This is a genomic window from Flavobacterium kochi (assembly GCF_048286715.1).
GTDB lineage: Bacteria > Bacteroidota > Bacteroidia > Flavobacteriales > Flavobacteriaceae > Flavobacterium.
This window is the reverse complement of the sequence record NZ_JBLVPW010000022.1, coordinates 36,800-57,478: the sequence shown is the minus strand read 5'-3', so window position 1 is coordinate 57,478 and position 20,679 is coordinate 36,800. Positions and strand designations below refer to the sequence as shown.

Below are 20,679 nucleotides of genomic sequence, written 5' to 3'. Positions count from 1 at the left end.
TTAATTGTAGTTAATTTATTTTTTATCGTTTTCAATTTGTTTTCTAATTTTAATATTCCTGCCAGGAATACGGACAGGAAGCAAACCAGATTTTAAAATTATTCTTTGTCCAACATCTCCGGCAACGAATGAAGCAAAGCCCATTCCTAAACCTGAATATCCTTGACAATTGATTATATACAAATCACGTGCCAAAGGATATTTTCGTTCCGCTATATTATTTTGGGAAGGAGTGTACGACTTGTCACTTTTATCGCCTCTTACACTTAAAGTATTTACATTATCAACATATTTCTGCATACCTGGCATCGGCTGAGAAAGCCAATTGACTCCTACCACCCCGATCATTCCATCATTTTCAGAAACATATTTAATAACTTCATCATTAGTTTTAAATGAAAAAACACCTTTTTCAGGTATTGCTTTTAAGCCCGCAAGAGCGTTCATATACCGAACTGTACTTGAATTCGGATTATCAAAAACCAATCCTTTAATGGAAGGAACTGGTTTCCCTTGCATAAAACCAATAACATCATTTAACGCTACAATAGTATCGTTACTGTTTTTATTAGAAATAAAAGCTACAGCATCTGTAGCAAAAACTGTGACTTTTGGAATAATTTTTCTCTGATCAAAAATTTTCAATTCCTGATTGGTTAAATTTCTTGACAAAATAGCAATTGCCGCTTTTTCATTAAACAAAGAATTAACCGTTTCAGCTTCTGATTTCGGGATAAGTTTTATTTTAGCTTCATATTTACTTTCAAATACAGCTACTTGATCTTCAACAATCGGAGTTAACGTTTCATCAACATAAATAGTTGTAGAACCTTTCAGTATAGTTTCTTTATTCTTTGAACTATTAGCCTGGTTACAAGCAAATACTAGTACAATTACGGAAAAAAAAATAAGATACGGAAGTTTAGCATAATTTTTCATAATCTAGTTTTTATTATCATTAATAATTCGAAAGAATCTAATAGAAGAGTATACGATAAGCAAAACCCCAAACGCAATTCTATAAGTAGGCTGGATTGCTAAAGGAAAATTCTTCATAAAGATAATAAATAAACCTAAAATAAGATAAACTAGAAAAAACAAAATTCCTAAAACAAGAAGAAATCGCTCTTTAAGCGATTTCTTCTTAATATTATTTACTATGTTATTTAACATTATTCTGCAGATTGAATAGTAATTGGAAGAGAATAAAGTACCCTTACTTTTTTACCATTTTGCTCTCCAGGATTCCATCTCGGACATTTGTTTAATACACGGATAGCTTCTTTTCCTGTACCGTAACCAATATCTCTGATTACTTTGATATCAGTTAATGAACCATCTTTTTCAACAACAAAAGTAACGTAAACTTTACCTTTTAAACCTTCTTCTTCCGGAGTTTGATAATTTTTACCAACATAAGAGTAAAACTTATCCATTCCTCCTGGAAAATCTGGTTTAACCTCGATACCTGCAGTATTATAAATTTGATTGTCTTCTTCTACCACAGCACTAGGTCCGTTACCAACTGGTTCAACAGTTAATTCAGCATCCGGATCTCCTTTAATAGTTTCAGCACCTAATTTTTTGTCTTTTATTTCAACAATTTTTGGTGGCTCTTCAGTAACCTCTTCTGCCTTAGCCACAACTGGCTTAACAAACTTCACCTGATCTACTTTCGGAGGAGGTGGTGGAGGCGGAGGAAGATCTTTTTTAACTTCTTCTTTCTTAGGTGGCAACTTTACCGTAGTAATTTTAGTATCTAACGTTTCAGAATCATCTGAACTATTAGGAATAAGACTCATGATAAGTGGCGCACTAACAGCAAGAGCGAAAACAATTGCACCAAGCACAAGAGCTTTAACCGTAGTCTTCGTATTTGTTTTTCTAAGCTCATAAGCGCCATAGGCCTTATTACGACCCTCGAATACAATTTCAAGCCATTGGTTTGTAAATATATCTAATTTCATTTTTCTTAGTTATTAGTTTATCAAGTAATAAGATAAATCTTATTTACCTTCTAACAATTTTTGTTCCTCAGGACTAAAATCATTTACAATTGCATAAGTTGGAACGTCAACAATCGCCATTTCATCTAGAATATCTACTAAATTACGGTAATTTGATTTTTTACTTGGTTTGATAATTACAATCATCCCTTTATCTTTTTTACCTGTATATTCTAAAACTGATTTTTTTCTCTTCAATAATTCTTTACGAATACCTTCTTTACCATAAGAAATCTCCTTAGGACCAGCAATTGGAGTTGCCAATAAACCCATATAATATGTCATTTTATTATTAGCACCTAATAATACAGTCATAGTTCGGTTTTCATCAACTTTAATTGGCTTATCCTTCGTTTTATCGTCTTCTTTATCTGGCAAACCCAAAGGCATCGATTGCGGTTTAGACAACGTAGTAGTAAGCATAAAGAAAGTAATCAATAAGAATGCCAAATCCACCATAGCAGTTAAATCTACTTTTGATCCGGATTTTTTACTTCTTACTTTTCCACTACCTTTTTTGCCTCCACCGTCGCCGGTATTTAATTCAGCCATTTTAGTGTATTTTTTTTTAGTTATTTATCTTTTGCTCTCAAACCAGTAACTAGATTGAAGCTATTGATTTTTTGCTCTTGTAAAATATCCATCACCTTTTTGATAGCTGGATATTCTTCCTTTGCATCCCCTTTTATAGCAAATTGCAATTCTTTGTCATCGACCTCAATATTAGCGATACGCGCATTGTAAATCCATTCTTTCAATTGGTTATCAAGTGAATCTTTAGGAACGCCAGGTTGTAAACCTTCTTTACTTCGCTCTGCAGTTTTCATCGCAATAAGTTGCTTTAAATTTGAAATTGGCACTCCAATCCCTTCCATTAAAGCAAATTTTGATGATTCATCCTCTGTAAATGCAACACCATATTTCTGACCCATCAATTCAAGGGTTCTTTTACGAACTTCTCTCCCTTTTAAGTCAAAAAATACCTTTCCTTTTCCAACAGTAATCGTTGCTAAATCCGTTTCCGGTAGCTTCGACTGAACTGTTGACGCAGGTGTATCTACTGGTAATGCTTCTGGAATCTTAGCTGTAGCGGTCAAAATAAAGAACGTAAGCAAAAGAAAAGCCACATCACACATAGCAGTCATATCAATAGACGCTGCTTTTTTGGACATTTTTATAGCCATTAATATATTTTTTTATATCTATAAGAAAATAGATTCTTTTGCAAGATTGCTATTTTCCTATAAACTAAATTATTAATTATTTTTGTGTACTTCTGTAGTGTCTGTAAGTATTTACAATTGTATTACCTGCCTCATCAATAGAATAAGTCAAAGTATCAATTTTAGAAGTAAAAAAGTTGTAAGCAACAATTGCTAATGCTGAAGTAGAGATACCTGTAGCAGTGTTGATCAATGCCTCAGAGATACCATTTGCAAGCGCAGCTTGATCCGGAGTACCAGCAGCAGCCAAAGCACCAAACGCTTTAATCATCCCTGTTACTGTCCCTAACAAACCTGCAAGAGTTCCTAATGATACTAATGTAGAAAGAATAGTCATATGTTTTTCTAACATTGGCATTTCTAATGAAGTAGCTTCTTCAATTTCTTTATGGATAGTTTCAGCAGCAGCTTCGCTATCTAAACCTTCCTTTTTAACATCTTGATATTTCAACAAAGCTGATTTTATTGCGTTTGCAACAGAACCTTTTTGTTTATCACATAAAGCGATAGCTCCGTCAATATCTCCTGTAGTAATATTCCCTTGAACGCTTTTCATAAACTGATCAAGATTTCCTTTACCAGCTGCTTTTGAAATTACTGCAAAACGCTCAAATGAAAATACAATAACCATTAATAAACATCCTAATAAAATAGGTACAATAGGACCTCCTTTATATACCATTGCTAAGTAATTCCCAGCTAATGGATGACCTGTGTTGACACCACCTTCGAAGTTAGCACCATTACCCATTATAAAATTCCATACTATCCATCCAACAAAAACACATGCTACAATAATGATTCCTGAAATCATTCCTCCACCTTTTGAACCGTTTTCTTTTTTAACGTTTGCCATTTTTTTTAATTTTAATAGTTTTAAATAATTTAATCTTTTAGTTATAATAAACTTGTAGTGGAGCAAATTTATATTTTTAGTTTAAATAAAAAAACTTTTTTTAATTTTATTATAATTAATTTTATTCGCAAAAAATATTCGCTAATTCAAAATTTACATTTATATCAGAATTAGTAGACTAATTGGCTGTTTTGTAGAAAAAAATATATGTTTTTATGATATATCAAGACAATATTTCAATATCTAGATTGAAACAGTTAAAAATATTTTTTTTTATTATTAACAATAAAAAAGCAGGAAAACTGCAGTTAACACTTTATTAATACGTATTATAAAAATTAATACCTTAAAAATGTTTTAAATTCAACCCTATTATGAGCAGAAAAGAAGATTTTATACGAGACATTACGAATGGCTATATTTCTAAAGGAGAAAGCATTATTTTGGGGGGAGCTATGCTTGATGGGGAAGCTTTGACTGATGCCCATGTAAAAATACCATTAAAAACCCTGAACCGCCATGGATTGATTGCCGGAGCAACTGGAACCGGAAAAACCAAAACGATTCAGGTGCTTTCCGAACAATTATCTTCCTTTGGGATTCCGGTATTGATGATGGATATAAAAGGTGATTTTAGCGGCATTGCAAAAGAAGGGGAAGAAAAACCCTTCATTACTGAACGACATGCAAAAATTAACATCCCCTACCATGTTTCAAGTTTTCCCGTAGAGCTATTGACCCTGTCTGAACAAAATGGAGTTCGCCTTCGCGCAACAATATCAGAGTTTGGACCCGTACTATTTTCCCGAATACTAGGATTGAATGACACACAAGCTGGCGTAGTCGCGGTGATTTTTAAATACTGTGATGACAACAAAATGCCTCTATTGGATCTTAAAGACATCAAAAAAGTAATCAATTATATTACTGAAGAAGGAAAAGAAGAGATTTCAGCTGATTATGGTAAAATTTCTACTTCAACAACCGGAATTATTCTTAGAAAAATAGTTGAATTGGAACAGCAGGGAGCCGACTTGTTTTTTGGAGAAATGTCTTTTGATATTAATGATTTAATGCGAATGGATGAAAATGGCAAAGGATATGTTAACATCCTTCGTTTGACTGATATTCAGGACAAGCCAAAATTGTTTTCAACATTTATGCTAAGTTTATTGGCCGAGATCTACCAACAAATGCCTGAAAAAGGTGATGTCGATCAACCTGAATTAGTGATTTTTATTGATGAAGCTCATTTAATTTTTAATGAAGCCAGTAAAACATTATTAGAACAGATAGAAACAATCATAAAACTAATTCGTTCTAAAGGAATTGGAATTTATTTTATTACCCAAAACCCTATGGACATTCCAAGTGGTGTTCTGGCACAATTAGGTTTAAAAATACAACATGCCTTAAGAGCTTTTACTGCAAATGACAGACAGGCAATAAAACAAACGGCCGACAATTATCCTACCTCTGACTATTATAAAACCGATGAAGTCCTTACCAGTCTTGGAATTGGCGAAGCCTTAGTTACCGCACTGAACGAAAAAGGAATTCCAACACCTCTTGCAGCTACCATGATGCGTGCTCCTACGAGCAGAATGGACATTTTGACCGAAAGCGAAATTCAGGAGATTAATTCTAAATCAAAACTGGTAAAAAAATACAGCGAACTCATCGATCGTGAAAGTGCATATGAAATGCTTAATAAAAAAATTGCCGTTGTCGAACAGGAAGTTGCGGCGCAACAACAAGAAAAAGCAACTGAAAAAGAAGAAAACAGCGGGCCAAGTACCGCAAGCGTTGTAGGGAAATCGGTTTTAAAAGTATTGACCAGTGCCACTTTTATAAGAGGTGCTTTTGGCATCTTAACAAAAATGTTCAAAAAATAAATACTACTTACCCTTTTAGAATTAAATTTCTTTAAGGGTATTTCAAAAATTAGTTCGAAAATGAAAAAATATTTTATTCAAAAAACACCATTTGTAGTTCCAACAACCGATGGCAAAGTAATTGAAGAGCATCACGGAATTGCAGCCACAAACAATCCTGAAATATCAATCGCACACATGATTGCACCGCCGCAGTGGAGTGAACCCTTTCAAACACCCGAATTTGAAGAATACACCTATATTATAAAAGGGAAAAAGCAATTTATCATTGAAGATGAAATTGTAATCCTTGAAGCCGGTCAATCGATAAAAATCGAGAAAAATACTCGGGTACAATATGCTAATCCCTTTGATGAACCTTGCGAATATATTGCCATTTGCAAACCTGCTTTCGATTTTACAAAAGTGCACCGTGAGGAATAAACAGTCCAGATAACGGCAAAAATCCCAGCTTATTTTTTATGGATGGAAGCGAATACCTGAAGAGTGAAATAACGAAGTAAATACCCGAAAACTATTGCAGCAATTCCAATATTTTATTCTCTACCGCTTCGCTATTCCAAATGTTTTCAATATCATCCATTTTCAGGACTTCCTCCATAATGGCATTTTGGTAATCCCCGATAGCCAAAGCTTCGGCATAAGGGCGATCACTAAATGTAACACGACTATAAAGAGGAATCCATTTATCAGGATGCTTGTCCGAAAATGATTTTTCAATTTTCTTTTGCAACAGGAATTTTTCATCAGCTGTTTTGGAACTCATTTCCATAAAATTACGGTAGGAAAGTTCCGCAATTGCATCCGCATTTGGTTTACGCGATTTTTGATACTCAGAAAAAATGGTTTTCCAGTCGTCACCATACTTTTCAATCATTTCATAAAGTATAGAAATATCTTCAAAGCCTGCATTCATTCCTTGTCCATAAAAAGGCACAATTGCATGACAGGCATCGCCAATCAAGGCAATTTTATCTTCATAAGTCCAAGGATAACATTTCATGGTCACCAGCGTACTGGTTGGATTCTTGAAGAAATCTTCGGTCAATTTAGGAATTACATCGATAGTATCCGGTAAATTTTTTTCAAAAAAAGCTTCCACGTCTTTTTGATTTTTCAAGGCTGCAAAAGAATTCTCGCCTTCAAACGGCATGAACAAAGTACACGTAAAACTTCCATCTAAATTAGGCAACGCAATCAACATATATTCTCCCCTGGGCCATATATGAAAAGAATTCTTGTCTAATTTATGCGTCGCATTAAGGTTTGCAGGAATATTTAATTCCTTATATCCAATGGGTAAAAATTCCTGGGAATAATCAAACATGCTTTGGCGTTGCATGCGGTGGCGAATTCGGGAAAAAGCTCCGTCAGCACCAAAAACCATGTCGTATTTTTTGTCTTGCCAAGCACCTCTTTCGGTCTCACCAATATGTAGCGTCGCATCATCTAAGGTTACATCCCAAATTTTATGCTCAAAAAAGAATTCTGCTCCTGCGGCTTCCGCCAAATCAATCATCTTTCTATTTAAAGTTCCTCTCGAAATCGAATAAATAGACTCCCCTTCCTGTCCGTAATTTTGAAAATTAAGTCTGTCCACAAGATGAATGGCACGTTTATCCATAGGAATTGCGATCTCGCGTACCGCATCTCCCACCCCAACTCCGTCCAGCGCTTTCCAACCCCGATTAGACATGGCTAAATTGATAGAACGGCCTGAAAACTGAATTTGTCTAATATCCGGACTTCTATCATAAACGTGAACCGTATGACCTGCTTTTCGAAGGTAAATAGCTAATAAAGACCCTACTAATCCGGAACCTACAACCGCTATTTTTTTAGGAGTTTGCATTAATTTTTTATAAAAAGTTAGGCAAAATTACTGATTTATTATTTTAAGGACTTTAAAAACCATTACTTTTTATACGGAATAAAGACCAATTTTGTTGAAGTTCTAACAATCTCCTCTTTGTTCAGTTTCATCCTTCTGTACTTCCCCGCGTTGTATAGCTCCGCCTGATCTCGATAATGTGCACTTAATGGATTTCCTGATTGTCCCGTTGGAAGGATACTCCAGCAATTTTCTATATCTGAAAAATCAATGATTCTTCTTGTTGATGGGCCAGCAGAAACTTTATAATTACCATCTTCTGAAAATTCAAACATTTGATTATTGATTACCTCATTTGATCCTGAAACTTCAAAAGGCCCCACATTGAAAATCTTTCTTAGCGCTGCCACTTTCCCCAATGGATGTTGATGTTCTAAAGTATGTACTTTATTCCAGGTCCATGCCTGAACCGAATTCCCTAATTGTTTATCTAAAGCCACAATAGCCTCTTTAAAAGATTGTGATAGAATTTGATCTCTTGTTTCTTTTATATTTTTGCTGACAATATTGTCCCACCAAAGCGAAGTTGTATTTACCATTTGTTTTGCAATTATTTGCTTCATAATATGCGTCCCCAAAAAATGCTTAAAACCAACTTCTCCGAGTTCGTCTTCAAAAGTATTTTTCAAATACAAATAAACCCACTTGTTATAAATCGTTGGTGCTACATCCCCAAGATTATTGGATCCGCTCCAAATTTTCAGAATATCAATAGCTTCTTTTTCATTTTTAGAAAGCGTATTATAATTGACACTTGAAAGTAAAGTCGCAACCACTTCTGGCGCAACAGATGACGTATTATCGAAAATCATTTTACTTACTGCTTCTTTGTCCCAATTGGATTTTGGATTTAACAATTGCGTGATTCTTTTGGCTCTGTCTTCAGGAAGGTAATATCCAGGATACAAAAACCCGTCTACTGGTTCTGGCTGATTATTGGCAGAATAAACGTAATTCCAATTTGGATTCTCCGCCGAAGGGTTTTTGGAGAAGTCCAAATATTCAGTAATATCGTCTTTACCGCTGGCCCCATCCAGAATAAAATTAGTATTCACGCCCTTGTTGTGTCTGTATAATTTTCCTGTTGCCCACCAACCCACATTTCCTTTGGCGTCACCATACATCACATTCAATCCCGGGGCAGCAATTAAAGCGACTCCTTTATGAAAATCCGCTTTACTTTTAGCGTGTGAAAGCAGGTAAACGGCTTCGAGAATCTGAATCGGTTGTTGGGTGTAAGTCCATGACATAGCAACGGGCTTGGATTTATTCAAACCATCGATCAAGTCATTCATAACTGGACCGTGACGAGTCACTTTTAAATTCAAAATCACAGCAGCACTGTCTTTTACTTTTATGATTTTTTTACGCATTTCATACGCACTGAAGCCGTTTGGTGTTTTGTATGCAGTAACATCGTTTGGATTATTCTCTTCTTGGTACAAATCAATATCATCGTTTTCAAACATTGTCAAACCATACGCATAGTCACGATTGTGACCCAATAAAGGATAAGGGGTTCCCGCCAAATAACAGCCATACAATTCGAAATCTGGTGTTACCAAATGGGCTTCGTACCAAGTTCCGGGTTCTGAAAAACCAATATGCGGATCATTCGCAAAAATCACTTTCCCGTTTTTGGTTTTCTTTGGGGCAATAACCCAACTGTTGCTTCCGACAAATGGAGGAATTGGCGATTGATCTAAAAGTGACGCGATAGACTTCGCGATAGCGCTATATTCCTGCGGAGATGCTTTGGCATTTTTAATTCGGGTAGTATTGAAAGACCCATCAATTCCAAAATCTTTTAAATATGCCATTCCGTATTTATTTCTAATATCGGTCAATAGCGGATCCGATTTTTGAGCCATTGCAAAACTAAAAGACATGTATCCAAAAATATTATAAACATCTTTTATTGTGAATTTCTCTTTCTTAACCCCAACCAGAGTGAATTCTATTGGAGTTTTTCCTTCGTCTATATATTGATTAATTCCATCCAGATAAGACATCGTCAATTGATAACTTGCACCATTTTTATCCAATGCGGCAATCGCTTTGGCAGAAGCTTCTTCGATTCCGAGTCCTGCAAAAAATTTATCGTTTTTCAATGCAACTGAACCAAAAATCTCCGACAATCGTCCCGGAGCAATGCGCCGCATCAATTCCATTTGCCACAATCTGTCTTGTGCATGTACATAACCCAAGGCTTCCATAGCATCTTTTGAACTGTTGGCATAAATATGAGGAACTCCAAATTCATCAAAATAAACCGTAGTCTCTTTCTGGATGTTATTCAGTTTTACTTTACCTTCATATTTAGGTCTTAAATAAAACCCATAAACAATTAAAGCTATTGCTATCAGCACTACAAGCGAAAATAAAACGAGAAGGACTTTTTTAAGTTTTTTCATCTTTGCATCAATTTATAAACAAATATATATGATTTGAAAGTTATTTTAAACTATTTATTTTTCATTGATTTACACCCTAAAATTTGTTTTCGGGGAAGAGCGTAAGAATTGAAACATAAGAATGACCGTCAAATCGACAAAGGAAATATTGTGACACCAAATGGAATCGACAGGTATTGCATACCCACATTAGCAGATCGTTTTTAATCGGCCCCTAAAGAAAGTCCATGACTCCTCATTTTATAAAAATAAAAATGAGATACCTTCGGTTAAGACTCGCGAACTACTGAATTTATTACCCATATGACTTAAGGGCAATGCTAAAGTATTTAATATAGAATGGCCGAAATGCATTAGGAGATTGATCATGAAAAACTCCTATTTCAGAAATTGGCAGCTTTTTATCCCAACATGAGCAATTTTTACCCAACTGTAAAATCAAAAGTCAAAACCGATGCCAGTATTGGAACAGTGGATTTGATAACTGCAATAGCCCTAAATTAAAAAGAGTGTCTAAATTCGATTCGAACTTAAACACTCTTCTTATATTAAGAAAAAAAATTTTTTTTACTCCTTTTTGCTTCCGTCAATAATAGCTCCGGTTCCGGCACCTACTCCTGCTCCTGCCAAACCTCCAATTATAGCGCCCTGACCTTTTTTCTTACTGATAATCGCTCCGGTAACGGCTCCTACTCCAGCACCAATAACGGCTCCTTTTGCGGCTCCGCTCCAACCTTTCTTTTTTGTGGCTGTTGTCGTTGTGGTAGCAGCTGCCTGATGATTGACAACAACAACTTCTTTTCTCGTTTCTATGTTGGCTTCTTCAACTTTAGCCATTTCAATTTGCATTGAATCAACAACCTTTTGTTTTTCAAATTCAACATTCATGGAATCTACATTAGCTTGTTTCATGGAATCCACGGTAGCCTGCTTGGCTTTTTGAATTTCCATCTTTCCCTGATTTTGGCAAGAAACAACAACTAAGGATAATAGGATAAAATATAGTGCCTTCATAATTTTAAATTTTATAATTTGTAATACTACAAAGAAACAGTCAAACCTGTCAATTAAGGTTATAGAATTAAAACTATTTCTTATATAATTTCATTCGAAGCATCCCCCAGAATCCCCTTTTTTAGTATTTGTCCAAAGTGATACATATCCTCAAACGAAGTATATAATGGAACTGGAGCCAAACGAATAACATTTGGTTCACGCCAATCCGTTATCACGCCGTTTTGCATAAGATAGTCAAACAAACTACGCCCTTCTCCATGAAGCAGTACTGATAATTGTGAAGCTCTTTCGGATGGATTTGACGGTGTAATTATTTCAAAGCTACTATCGACTTCTTTATCTATTGCGTGAAGAACAAACTCTAGATAGGAAGTAATTCTATCTCTTTTTTGAATCAGCGCCTCCATTCCTATTTCATCAAACATTTCTACTGAAGCCAGATAAGGAGCCAAAGAAAGTACCGGTAAATTGCTTATTTGCCAGCCATCGGCACTATGAATGGGATCGAAAGTTTGCTCCATCTTGAAACGACGTTCTTTATTGTGTCCCCACCAACCGGCAAATCTTGGCAAGTCCGGATTGTTGTGGTGCTTTTCATGAATAAAACAGCCTGAAGCATTTCCAGGTCCCGAATTCATATATTTATAACTGCACCAGGCAGCAAAATCTACATTCCAGTCGTGCAATTCTAATTTTACATTTCCTGCAGCGTGGGCCAAATCCCAACCCACAGCAGCACCCGTTTTATGACCAGCGGCAGTTATGGTTTTCATATCAAAAACCTGCCCCGTATAGTAATTCACACCGCCTAATAAAACCAAAGCCAACTCCTCGCCTACTTCGTCAATTTTGGCCAAAACGTCTTCCAGACGTATGTTATGTTCTCCCTCACGACGCTTGATCTCAACAATAGCGTCTTCGGGCCTGTTCCCGTGAAAATGCACTTGACTTTGAAACATATATTGATCCGACGGAAATGCTTTTTCCTCACAAATGATTTTATATCTGATTTTTGTAGGTCGGTAAAAGGAAACCATCAGCAAATGAAGATTGACTGTTAGCGTGTTCATGACAGTTACTTCACTTGGCAAGGCCCCAACAATTTTACTCAAAGGATTTGCAAATCGTTCTTGATAATCCCACCACGGTTTTTCGGCATAGAAATGCCCCTCTACACCAAGGTTTGCCCAGTCATCCATAACCTCATCTACATAAGCTTTAGTACGTTTAGGCTGCAATCCCAATGAATTCCCTGTAAAATAAATTACCTTTTCCCCATTTACCTGAGGAAATATAAATTCATTTTGATATTTATATAATTGATCTTGCGAATCGAGTTCTTTTGCAAATTCAAGGGTGTTTTCGAAAGTCATCGTTTGTATTTTGTTTGGTAAAAGTAGTAAAAAAAGAAAGATAGATAAAAGACTTTAGCCGATTGACAACGGATAAAATAGTTAAAATTAGGGATCGAAAAAAATACTTCATGAATACTATACCGAATCAAAAATCAATTCGATATTTAGTTATATTTGATTGAATTTAAAACCATTAGAAATGCTTAAAAACAATTTAAATGTTATTATTATTTCGCTGGCAGTCGTGATTTCAGCTTATTTATTTTCGAATGCTTTTCAAAATCGAAATAAGGGCAACGATACTATAAGTGTGACCGGTTTGGGGAAGAAAGATTTTGTTTCGGATTTAATAGTTTGGAGCGGCTCCTTCTCAAAAAAAAGCACCACTTTGAAAGAAGCTTATGCTTCACTGGATACCGACAGAGAAAAAATAAAAAGCTATTTGTCAAGCAAAGGAATTGCTCCGACTGAAATGGTGTTTTCGGCAGTGAATTTTAACAAAGATTTTCAAACTGTTTTTAATGAAAACGGAACTACAAAACAACAAATTTTTACAGGATTCACTTTAACCCAAAGTGTGAGCATTCAAGCTAAAGAAGTGAATAAAATAGAAGAACTATCAAGACAATCCAGTGAATTAATTAATTCAGGTGTCGAATTTTATTCAAATCCTCCTGAATATTATTACACCAAATTAGCAGAGTTGAAAATAAAAATGATTGCCGAAGCCACAAAAGACGCGAGCATTAGAGCTAAAAGTATAGCCGAAAATGCGGACGCAACTCTTGGAACTTTAAAAAAAGCGGACATGGGTGTTTTCCAAATAACAGGTCAAAATTCATCGGAAGACTTTTCTTATGGCGGATCTTTTAATACGCAGTCCAAAAACAAAACGGCTAATATCACTGTGAAATTAGTTTACCAGGTGAAGTAGAATTTTAAGCAGGTGCGTCCCTAAAGTAGGTTCTCGCGTTAGTCATAAAACAAAAAAATCTCGCCGATAGTGACGAGATTTTTTTTATAAAATTGAAATCCAATTAGAGGATCAACATGGCATCACCATAAGAATAGAATTTGTATCCCTCTTTGATTGCTTCCGCATAGGCTCTTTTCATTAAATCATGTCCGCAAAATGCTGATACCATCATTAATAAAGTAGATTTTGGTGTGTGAAAATTAGTAATCATGCAGGTCGCGATACTGAAATCGTGAGGAGGAAAAACAAATTTATTTGTCCAACCATCAAAAGGATTCAGGGTACTTTGTGAAGAAACTGAACTTTCTACGGCACGCATAGAAGTGGTTCCTACTGCACAAATACGTTTCTTTTTCACTTTAGCATCATTCACGATATCACAGGCTTCCTGAGTAATTTTTAATTCCTCAGAATCCATCTTATGTTTTGATAAATCTTCAACCTCAACCGGATTAAAAGTCCCCAAACCAACGTGAAGCGTTACTTCCGCAAATTTTATTCCTTTAATTTCCAATTTTTTTAATAAATGTTTCGAGAAGTGCAATCCTGCAGTCGGCGCTGCAACAGCTCCTTCTTCTTTAGCATAAATAGTCTGGTAACGTTCCGCATCTTCCGGAGTTACGTCTCTTGAAATGTACTTTGGTATTGGAGTTTCTCCAAGTTCCGTTAATTTATTTCTGAATTCTTCATAAGAACCGTCGTAAAGAAAACGCAATGTTCTACCACGAGAAGTGGTATTGTCGATCACCTCAGCAACTAAGGAATCGTCATCTCCAAAATATAATTTGTTTCCAATTCTGATTTTACGGGCCGGATCAACCAAAACATCCCAAAGTCTTTGCTCAGAGTTTAATTCTCTAAGTAAAAAAACTTCGATTCTTGCTCCTGTTTTTTCCTTGTTTCCATACAAACGCGCTGGAAAAACCTTTGTGTTATTCAGAATTAAAACATCTCCGTCATCAAAGTAATCGATAACATCTTTGAACATTTTGTGTTCTATGGTTTGCTTCTTACGATCAATAACCATAAGACGTGCTTCGTCTCTGTTTTCAGCTGGATACTCTGCAAGAAGCTCTTTTGGCAAATCGAATTGAAAATGTGATAATTTCATTTAAAAAATTTATGAGTTATGACTTATAAATTAGGTCCATCAACATCGCTCAGGACAGCAAAATTCTAAATCGTGTGCAAATATACGATTGTGAGATAGGCGTTGTCAAGTGTTTTGCTGTTTATTTTCAAAAGCCGCTGATTCACTACTCTTTACAACTCTTATTTTTCTGAAATTTCGAAGCCTAAACTTTTCAAATCATTCCAAAAATCAGGATAAGATTTTGAAACTACCTCCCCATTTTCGATGATTATTGGCACTTTTAAAGCTAATGGCGCAAAGGCCATTGCCATTCTGTGATCGTTATACGTAGCGATTGGTATATTATGATTGATATCGGTTGAAGCCACAAGCGTCAAACTATCATTGGTAACTGAGATATTCGCTCCTAGTTTTGTCATCTCAATACGCAGCGCTTCCAGTCTGTCCGTTTCTTTAATTTTTAAGGTATGAAGACCGGTAAGATGACAGCCGATTCCTAATCCAAGACAGGTAACTACTATCGTTTGTGCAATATCGGGAGTATTGTTAAGTTCAAAATTTACAGTTTTTGGAACAAAGCCAGGTTGTTTTGTAAGCGTCATTTTGTTTCCTTCAAAATGCGTCTCCACCCCCATTTGCTTATAAATCCCAACTAAAGCAGAATCCCCCTGCAAACTGGTCTCTTTATAACTGGTCAGTGAAATAGTGGCTTTTTCAGCTAAAGCGGCCAAACTGAAAAAGTAAGATGCAGAACTCCAATCGGATTCTACTGTCATTACTTTAGATGCAACTGCTTGTTTTGGATACACAGTAATCACATTTCCCTCAAAACTGTTTTTGATGTCTAAATCATTCAACAAAGCCAATGTCATTTTAATGTAAGGAACCGAAGTAATTTCTCCTACCAGGGTGATTTCGATACCATTTTCTAGTTTTGGCGCCACTAAAGACAATGCTGATATGTATTGACTGCTCACATTGGCCGGAATGTTTACCTTAGAAGCAATGATTTTTTGTCCTTTGATTCGAATAGGCGGATAACCCACTTCTTTCTCGTATGAAATTTTCGCACCGAGTTGTTCTAGCGCTTCCACCAAAACTTTGATTGGACGCTCCTGCATTCTTGGCGATCCCGTCAACACCACTTCACGACCTTCGTTAACAGCAAAATAAGCTGTTAGAAATCGCATCGCTGTTCCTGCATGATGAATATCAACTATTTCATCGTTTCCTTTCAATGCTTTTTGCATTACTTCACTGTCATCTGAGTTTGAGGTATTGGCCAAAGTAATATTGGGAAACAACGCCTGCAACAACAATAGTCGGTTGGTTTCACTTTTTGAGCCGGTAACTGCAATTTGAGCTTGTAAATTAGAATGGGAAGTTTGTAACAGTAAATTCATTTTTGGATTGATTGTTTGGTACGTTTTGGCAAATTTATTTTAAAAAAAGCATACACCAAAGCTTTACCTGGACTTATAACATTATTTTAGTTTATCGTTGTTTTTGTGACGGTCTTTGTCGCGGATGGATTTCAAATCCATTTTCTTATCGAAAGCAGCTTGTAAATCGATCCCTGTCTGGTTTGCCAAACATAAAACCACGAAAACCACATCGGCCAATTCCTCACCCAGATCTTTGTTTTTATCGCTTTCTTTCTCGGATTGTTCACCGTAACGACGGGCAATGATTCGGGCTACTTCCCCCACTTCTTCAGTAAGTTGTGCCATATTTGTAAGTTCATTGAAGTAGCGAACGCCATGTTCTTTTATCCAAGTATCTACGTCTAGTTGTGCGTTTTTTAAGTTCATGTTTTTCGTATTATTCCCTAGTTACTCGCAAAGATAACACAAAGATTTAAAAGGATTTTTGTACTATGAAATATTAATTCTTTTAAATTAAAATACAATAATTAAGACTCTATTTCTTAACTAAAACTATTTTTTCATTTTGTTTATCTACCATTTTCTGGAAGAACTCTTTTAAATCAGGATAATAATCCGCTGAAACAATTGCTGAATTTATAGCTGAAGTAATTCCAATTTGAATTTTATTTCCTACAGCACCTATAACATATTTAAACGTCGCAATAGTATCTCCTGTTGCTATATTCATTGAAACAGGCAGTGTCTCTATAACATACCCCTCTGGTATCTCTATCATTATATTATATTTGTTTTCGATAGGATAACCAAAATCAATCGGATAGGCCCTTACTTCCTGTTGAAAAGGATTTACTTTGGGTGACAAAAACAACAAGGGCGATATATAGATTTTCCCGTTTATACTTTCGAAATCTTTCGAGTCTTTAAAAGTATATGTTTCAAGAATTGGCTTTGCAAAGTCCAAATCATTTTCTCTAACATAATCTGTTATTTCAATAGCATTATTTTTATTTTCTAATTCTTCCAGGTAATTGTCTTTACTTTTTATTGTGTTTTTTTGCCTGAAATAAAGCGCTTCATGATCAGTAACTTGTTTTCTTATTTTTCCTGTTATCATACCATTACTATTGATAGCAAAACCTGCAATTATAATTTCTTTCGAAAGTGTCTTTGGCGTTAAGTCCACTTCTATTGATGTTCCGTCTTTTCTAATTAGCCTTCCAAACCAATTCAAGTCTCTTAATGGCAATACATTGGGCAAAGAATACTTTTCGGTTGCATCCAATAAAACCAAGCCATTTTGAACCTCTATTGCCGCTATCACATAATCAAAAGCAGTTCTATTGGGGAATAATGCCACTCCGTTAGCGCGCGTACTCAACAATACGGGATTAGCATTGATTCCGGCATAACGCAACATAGCGGTCAGCATTAAGTTAATTTCTGCCACATTTCCTGTCTTTGATTTATACGCTTTCTTCACACCGTCGTTACAAGAATAACCATAGTAATCATTCCATTTCACACTGGATTTGACATAATTAAAAATAGCAGCTATTTTTTCTTCTTGAGTGGTCAAACTTTTAATTAAAGCATCTATATCCTCTTCAAAATAGCCTGTTTTATCCAATTCAGGACCAAAATCATCATATTTATAAATCGTTTCTACGACTGATTTCCAATCAGTCGAATACGGCTTCAAAGATTGATTAGGATACTGTGTCATCGATAACTCCTGTACCAAACTTGATGTGTAATTCTCTATATTATTAACAAAAGCCTCTTCGTTCATACCCGGTAAATTCTCCGCCAAATAAGTAGTTCTGGTTTCCTGATAGTCAAGGGTACTTTCCGAAAATGTTGTATTTACATTGCCGGTGTTTGTACCGGCTCGTTTACTTTCCATATCCAAAAACTTAATTGTTCTTGGTTTTTTCTCTACCGTTATTTTTGGAAAAATGAATCCCTTTTGATTGGCATTATAAATAAAATATTGCGGAATAAACGTTTTATATTCTGAATAATTCACTGGAATAGTAGTCTGAAAAGCATATTCTCTCGGCATTCCAATGCTTAGCGACCGTATGGTGTATTGGAATTCTATTACAGATCCTTCTTTTACATTTGGCATTGTTATCTTTTTTTGCCCCCAAAACCTATTGATTATCTCGTCAAATGCCCCGTCATTTTTAAGTTTCGTTTTCTCAATTTTTCCATCCAGTAAATTATAGGTTACAGCATCAGTAAAAGAAACATTTTCTCTAGAATTTCCTAAATAATAACGCACTTTTTGATTAGCCCAGTCATACCCTTCTTTTTTATAAATCTTAATTCGGGCTTTTACTTCAGTTATCATGACAAAACCTTCGCTTTTGCTATACTCAAGACTCATCTTTCCTTTTTTGAATAATATGGCAGCCACAGCCGCCGGGTCTTTAGGATGTTCTTTTTCTTCCAATTCTGCAATTGAGACTTTTCCCAATTCAAAATTTTGCGCATTCGCAGTTGAAAAAGAAATTAGAAATAATAAAACCAACAAGGATTTTTTAAATAACATAAGATCTTATATTTTAGTCAAAATAATTTTTTCGTTTTCTTTTGCAACCATTCCTTGATAATATTCTTTCAACATTGAATAATTTTCAGACGAAATAATGGGTGTGTTTATCTGATGCGTGATTACTAACTGAACCCTATTCTCTAACAAATTTGTCACGAATTTAAAACTCCCCAAATTGTTTTCCATGTTAAGAACAGTAGAAGCCGGGAGCGTTTCTACTTTATATCCGTCCGGGATTTCAATATTTATACTGTATTTATCCAAAAATGGAAATCCATAATCTACAGGATATTCCCTTTTTTCTTGTTTGAAGGGATTTTGTTCTTCGGTAAAAAACAACATTGGATTGACATAAATTTTACCCCCGATACGCTCACAAAGATTGGAACCGGAAAAAGAAAAGGTTTCCATTACAGGCAATAAAAGATCCATTTCATTGGTTCTGGAATATTCTTTTATTTCTATTTTTTCATATTCATTTTCCAGTTTTTCAAGATAGGCGTCCTCTTTTATGTTGCCTACATTTTCCCTAAAAACCATGGCATTGTGATCCGTACTTTGCCGTCTTAATTTTCCCAAAACTTGTCCATTTGCATCAACCGAGTAATTCATTATTACCGTATTATTTGATGCGGTTTTTGGCATTAAATCAACCTCTTCTGAAGTTCCGTCTTTTCGGATTAATCTTCCCTCCCAGTTTAACGCTCTGAAAGGCAATACATTTGGCGTCGAAAACTTATCGGACGCATCCAATAATACGAGCCCTTTTGGAGTTTCTACAGCCGCAATCACATAATTAAACGCTGTTCTATTGGGGAAAATCGCAATTCCATTAGATCGTGTACTCACTAAAACCGGATTTGCAGTCAATCCTGCATAACGCAACATAGCCGTTAACATCAAATTAATTTCTGCAATATTTCCAGTTTTGTCTTTATATGCTTTTTTCACTCCATCATTACAAGAATAACCGTAATATTCATTCCATTTCACGTTCATTTTCACATAATTTAACAACGCTATTATTTTTTCTTCAGGCGTGTTTAATCCGGCAAGTATCGCTTTTAAATCCTCTTCAAAATAGCCTGTTTTATTTAATTCCGGTCCAAAATCCTCATACTCATAAATAGTCTTCACAACGGCATTCCAATCTGACGAAAAAGGCTTCAAGGGCTCGTTTGGATAATGAGTCATCGATAATTCCTGTTCTAGACTTGACGTATAATTACTTATGTTATTGACATGAGCTTCTTCTTTCATTGCCGGTAAATTCTCTGCTATATAAGTAGTTTTTGTTTCTAAATAATCGAACTTAGTATTCGTATTTAACGAAGGACATGTATTGCATTCCTTTTCTTTTTTATTTAAAAAAATTTGCTTGCCATTCCTTTCAACGGTTATTTTTGGAGTAATAAATCCTTTGAGCTGGCTCTTGTAAATAAAATATTCAGGCACAAAAGTTCGATATTCTGAATAATTCACAGGTATACCCGCTTGAAAATTCCAATCTCTTAGAAAGCCCACATTTGGCGATTTCACAGTATATCTGTATTCTATCACAGAACCCGCTTTTACATTGGGCATTGTTATTTTCTTTTTATTCCAATATTTATTTATATTCTCTACAAACTCTCCTTCACTTTTCAATTTTGTTTTTTCAATTTTTCCATCAACCAAATTATAAGTATTGGCTTCCGAAAAATCAACTGTCTCTTTTAAAAAAGTCCCTATTCTGAAATTCACTTCCTGATTGGCCCAGTCATATCCTTCTTTCTTATATATTTTTATGCGTACAGCTACTTTGGTAACTACGGTAAAACCATCTTCATTTGAATATTCAAAACTAGTATCTCCTTTTTTGAACAATATTGCTGCAATTGCTGCCGTATCTTTGCGATGCGCTTTTTCCTGGAGCTCTTCTATTGAAACTTTTCCTAGTTTAAATTCTTGCGCGCGCGCATTAAAAAAGCATACAGTAAAAAACAAAATAATGGTTAGTTGCTTCATG

The 20,679-nt window shown here is 35.3% G+C and carries 17 protein-coding genes; 3 read left to right on the top strand and 14 right to left on the bottom strand.

Features of this window, described 5'->3' with window-relative positions:
* Nucleotides 1-15 precede the first annotated feature (15 nt).
* The 5 genes from ACNQGH_RS17445 to ACNQGH_RS17425 form a co-directional block, all read right to left on the bottom strand.
* Nucleotides 16-939 (bottom strand): PstS family phosphate ABC transporter substrate-binding protein, encoded by a 924-nt coding sequence (locus tag ACNQGH_RS17445; protein ID WP_417957295.1) that lies wholly within the window; start codon nucleotides 937-939, stop codon nucleotides 16-18.
* Nucleotides 940-1,172: 233 nt separating this feature from the next.
* Complete coding sequence (locus ACNQGH_RS17440; RefSeq protein WP_417957294.1) at nucleotides 1,173-1,967, bottom strand: energy transducer TonB; 795 nt, start codon at nucleotides 1,965-1,967, stop codon at nucleotides 1,173-1,175.
* 39 nt (nucleotides 1,968-2,006) lie between these two features.
* Nucleotides 2,007-2,558, bottom strand: coding sequence for an ExbD/TolR family protein (locus ACNQGH_RS17435; protein ID WP_417957293.1), 552 nt, complete (start codon nucleotides 2,556-2,558; stop codon nucleotides 2,007-2,009).
* Nucleotides 2,559-2,578: 20 nt separating this feature from the next.
* Nucleotides 2,579-3,190: an ExbD/TolR family protein gene (locus tag ACNQGH_RS17430; protein ID WP_417957292.1), complete on the bottom strand. Its 612-nt coding sequence runs from the start codon at nucleotides 3,188-3,190 to the stop codon at nucleotides 2,579-2,581.
* Nucleotides 3,191-3,266: 76 nt separating this feature from the next.
* The gene (locus ACNQGH_RS17425; protein WP_417957291.1) at nucleotides 3,267-4,085 is read right to left on the bottom strand and encodes a MotA/TolQ/ExbB proton channel family protein; all 819 of its coding nucleotides are present in this window, start codon (nucleotides 4,083-4,085) and stop codon (nucleotides 3,267-3,269) included.
* Between the two features lie 374 nt (nucleotides 4,086-4,459).
* On the opposite strand from ACNQGH_RS17425, the gene ACNQGH_RS17420 reads away from it, so the two are divergent.
* A complete protein-coding gene (locus ACNQGH_RS17420) occupies nucleotides 4,460-5,980 on the top strand; it encodes a helicase HerA-like domain-containing protein (protein WP_417957290.1) in 1,521 nt (506 codons plus the stop codon).
* Nucleotides 5,981-6,040: 60 nt separating this feature from the next.
* The gene (locus ACNQGH_RS17415) at nucleotides 6,041-6,403 is read left to right on the top strand and encodes a cupin domain-containing protein (protein WP_417957289.1); all 363 of its coding nucleotides are present in this window, start codon (nucleotides 6,041-6,043) and stop codon (nucleotides 6,401-6,403) included.
* A 91-nt stretch (nucleotides 6,404-6,494) separates the two neighbouring features.
* Here ACNQGH_RS17415 and ACNQGH_RS17410 read toward each other — a convergent pair whose 3' ends face one another.
* The 4 genes from ACNQGH_RS17410 to kynU form a co-directional block, all read right to left on the bottom strand.
* Nucleotides 6,495-7,832, bottom strand: a complete 1,338-nt coding sequence (locus tag ACNQGH_RS17410; RefSeq protein ID WP_417957288.1) for an FAD-dependent oxidoreductase — start codon at nucleotides 7,830-7,832, stop codon at nucleotides 6,495-6,497.
* A gap of 62 nt (nucleotides 7,833-7,894) precedes the next feature.
* The gene (locus tag ACNQGH_RS17405) at nucleotides 7,895-10,285 is read right to left on the bottom strand and encodes a penicillin acylase family protein (RefSeq protein WP_417957287.1); all 2,391 of its coding nucleotides are present in this window, start codon (nucleotides 10,283-10,285) and stop codon (nucleotides 7,895-7,897) included.
* 567 nt (nucleotides 10,286-10,852) lie between these two features.
* Complete coding sequence (locus ACNQGH_RS17400; RefSeq protein WP_417957286.1) at nucleotides 10,853-11,299, bottom strand: glycine zipper family protein; 447 nt, start codon at nucleotides 11,297-11,299, stop codon at nucleotides 10,853-10,855.
* An 80-nt stretch (nucleotides 11,300-11,379) separates the two neighbouring features.
* Complete coding sequence (kynU, locus tag ACNQGH_RS17395; RefSeq protein ID WP_417957285.1) at nucleotides 11,380-12,675, bottom strand: kynureninase; 1,296 nt, start codon at nucleotides 12,673-12,675, stop codon at nucleotides 11,380-11,382.
* A 181-nt stretch (nucleotides 12,676-12,856) separates the two neighbouring features.
* On the opposite strand from kynU, the gene ACNQGH_RS17390 reads away from it, so the two are divergent.
* Complete coding sequence (locus ACNQGH_RS17390; RefSeq protein ID WP_417957284.1) at nucleotides 12,857-13,591, top strand: SIMPL domain-containing protein; 735 nt, start codon at nucleotides 12,857-12,859, stop codon at nucleotides 13,589-13,591.
* Between the two features lie 103 nt (nucleotides 13,592-13,694).
* On the opposite strand, the gene queA is transcribed toward ACNQGH_RS17390, so the two are convergent.
* The 5 genes from queA to ACNQGH_RS17365 form a co-directional block, all read right to left on the bottom strand.
* A complete protein-coding gene (gene queA, locus ACNQGH_RS17385) occupies nucleotides 13,695-14,744 on the bottom strand; it encodes a tRNA preQ1(34) S-adenosylmethionine ribosyltransferase-isomerase QueA (RefSeq protein WP_417957283.1) in 1,050 nt (349 codons plus the stop codon).
* Between the two features lie 161 nt (nucleotides 14,745-14,905).
* Complete coding sequence (locus ACNQGH_RS17380; protein ID WP_417957282.1) at nucleotides 14,906-16,129, bottom strand: 3-phosphoshikimate 1-carboxyvinyltransferase; 1,224 nt, start codon at nucleotides 16,127-16,129, stop codon at nucleotides 14,906-14,908.
* 81 nt (nucleotides 16,130-16,210) lie between these two features.
* A complete protein-coding gene (locus tag ACNQGH_RS17375; RefSeq protein ID WP_417957281.1) occupies nucleotides 16,211-16,537 on the bottom strand; it encodes a nucleotide pyrophosphohydrolase in 327 nt (108 codons plus the stop codon).
* A gap of 109 nt (nucleotides 16,538-16,646) precedes the next feature.
* Nucleotides 16,647-18,668, bottom strand: coding sequence for a transglutaminase family protein (locus ACNQGH_RS17370; protein WP_417957280.1), 2,022 nt, complete (start codon nucleotides 18,666-18,668; stop codon nucleotides 16,647-16,649).
* A 6-nt stretch (nucleotides 18,669-18,674) separates the two neighbouring features.
* A complete protein-coding gene (locus tag ACNQGH_RS17365) occupies nucleotides 18,675-20,678 on the bottom strand; it encodes a DUF3857 domain-containing protein (RefSeq protein ID WP_417957279.1) in 2,004 nt (667 codons plus the stop codon).
* Nucleotide 20,679: the final 1 nt, after the last annotated feature.